This window comes from Acidisphaera rubrifaciens HS-AP3, from assembly GCF_000964365.1.
GTDB lineage: Bacteria > Pseudomonadota > Alphaproteobacteria > Acetobacterales > Acetobacteraceae > Acidisphaera > Acidisphaera rubrifaciens.
Genome location: NZ_BANB01000514.1, coordinates 1 through 1904, shown reverse-complemented (window position 1 = coordinate 1904; position 1904 = coordinate 1). Strand labels below are relative to the sequence as shown.

At 71.5% G+C, this 1904-nt stretch carries 2 protein-coding genes; both read right to left on the bottom strand.

Annotation, left to right across the window (positions count from 1 at the left end):
• Window positions 1-55: 55 nt before the first annotated feature.
• On the bottom strand, window positions 56-841 hold the full coding sequence (locus B8460_RS13950) for an ABC transporter permease (RefSeq protein ID WP_048862217.1): 786 nt from the start codon (window positions 839-841) through the stop codon (window positions 56-58).
• Window positions 838-1677, bottom strand: a complete 840-nt coding sequence (locus B8460_RS13945; RefSeq protein WP_084623655.1) for an ABC transporter ATP-binding protein — start codon at window positions 1675-1677, stop codon at window positions 838-840. Before B8460_RS13945 ends, B8460_RS13950 begins: the two co-directional genes overlap by 4 nt.
• Window positions 1678-1904 lie beyond the last annotated feature (227 nt).

The window sequence follows — 1904 nt, the reverse complement described above, 5'->3', positions numbered from 1 at the left end:
CGGCCATGCGTCGCGCGGCCATGCGTCGCGCGGCAATTCGGTCGGGTTCATGCGTTCAACGCTCCGTCTTCAGCGCGCTCTCGTGCCAGTGGCCGAGCAGCAGATGCTGCACCCCGGCCATCAGGGCGAACAGTGCCACGCCCGCGACCGCGATCAGCACGAGGGCCGCAAACATGCGCGCGATGTCGAGCTGGAATCCGGCCTGCAGGATCTCGTAGGCCAGCCCCGCGCTGCGCCCGCCGGTGCCGGCCACGAACTCCGCCACCACCGCGCCGATCAGCGCCAGCCCGCTGGAGATGCGCAGGCCGGCGGTGAAATAGGGCAGGGCGGACGGCACCCGCAGCCGCCACAGCGTCTGGATGCGGCCTACCTTGTTCATGCGGAAATAGTCGGCAAGCCCCGGGTCCACGCTGCGCAGACCGATCGTGGTGTTGCTGATGATCGGAAACAGCGCGATCACCGTGGCGCATGTCGTGAGCGCCACCGGCGTGTTCTTGACCAGGATGACGATCAGCGGCGCCACCGCCACGATCGGCGTCACCTGCAACAGGATCGCGTACGGCAGCAGGCTGATCTCGATCAGCCGGCTCTGCACGAACAGGAAGGCGATCAGCACGCCGATCACCACGGCGCAGACGAATGCCGCCGCCGTCACCGCGAGCGTGCTGCCCAGCGCGCGCAGCAGGTCGGGCCAGTTCTGCACCAGGCACCAGAAGATGTCGGACGGGGCGGGGAACAGATAGACCGGCACCGCCCAGTGGCGGCACGCGAACTGCCACGCGCCGATCAGCACGGCGCCGACCACGACCGGGGCCAGCAACTCGGCGGGACGGGTGCTCATGCCCGGCTTGCCACGGAGGCGTCCGTCAGCAGCAGCGACAGGTCGCGGCACATCAGGGCGAAGCGGTCGCTGGTGCGGAACGCCTCGGTGCGCGGATACGGCTCGGGCACGTCGAACGTCGCATGCACCCGCCCCGGCCGCGCCGCCAGCACCACCACGCGGCTCGACAGGAACACCGCCTCGTACAGCGAATGGGTGACGAACACGGTGGTCAGCCGCTGCTGCCACGACAGGCGCGCCAGATCCTCGTCCAGCCGGTTGCGCGTGAACTCGTCCAGCGCGCCGAACGGCTCGTCCATCAGCAGCAGGTCCGGCTCGGTCACCAGCGCGCGGGCGATGGAGACGCGCATCCGCATGCCGCCCGAGAGCTGCCGCGGATATTGCCGCGCCGCCGCCGTCAGCTCGACCTGCGCCAGCGCCTCTGCCACTCGCCGCTCGGCCTGCCGCCGGTCCGTGCCCGCGAAATCGAGCGGCAGGCGGACGTTCGCCGCGACGCGCGCCCACGGCATCAGCGTCGGCTCCTGGAAGACGAAGGCGAGGCGCCGGTCCGGCTTGCCCACCTGATCGAACGGCCCGCCCCACCAGCGCAGGCTGCCGCCGGTCGGCTCCGTCAGCTTCGCCATCAGCTTCAGCAGCGTCGTCTTGCCGCAGCCGGACGGGCCGATCAGGCTCACGAACTCCCCGGCCCGTATGTCGAGCGTCACCGGCGCCAGCGCCTGCGTGCCGCTGGCGAAGCGCTTCTCCGCGCCGCGCACGGCGATAACCGGCGGCGACGCGGCGGCGGCGGCGGTGTCCGGGCGGGCGGCGGCGGTCGTGGGGTCGATGTCGATGGTCATGCGCTCGCAGACATGCGGTGGGCCATGCGTCCCGCAATGCAGGGTTCGGACCAGCCCGGTTGCGTCAGGGCCACATGGTCCTAGCCTGTCCGGCGCCGGCGAGCCAGCGCCCGGCGCCCGCTCCCACCGACCGCCACAGCGACACGAGGCCGCCCCGCATGACCGCCGATCCCGCTTTGCTGACCGCGACCGAGCTGTCCGCCGCCTATGCCGCCGGCACCCTGACG

What these genes read in the sequence shown, in the direction of transcription:
- B8460_RS13950 (WP_048862217.1), bottom strand. Translation starts at nt 841, where the DNA reads ATGAGCACCCGTCCCGCCGAGTTGCTGGCCCCGGTCGTGGTCGGCGCC.
- B8460_RS13945 (WP_084623655.1), bottom strand. Translation starts at nt 1,677, where the DNA reads ATGACCATCGACATCGACCCCACGACCGCCGCCGCCCGCCCGGACACC.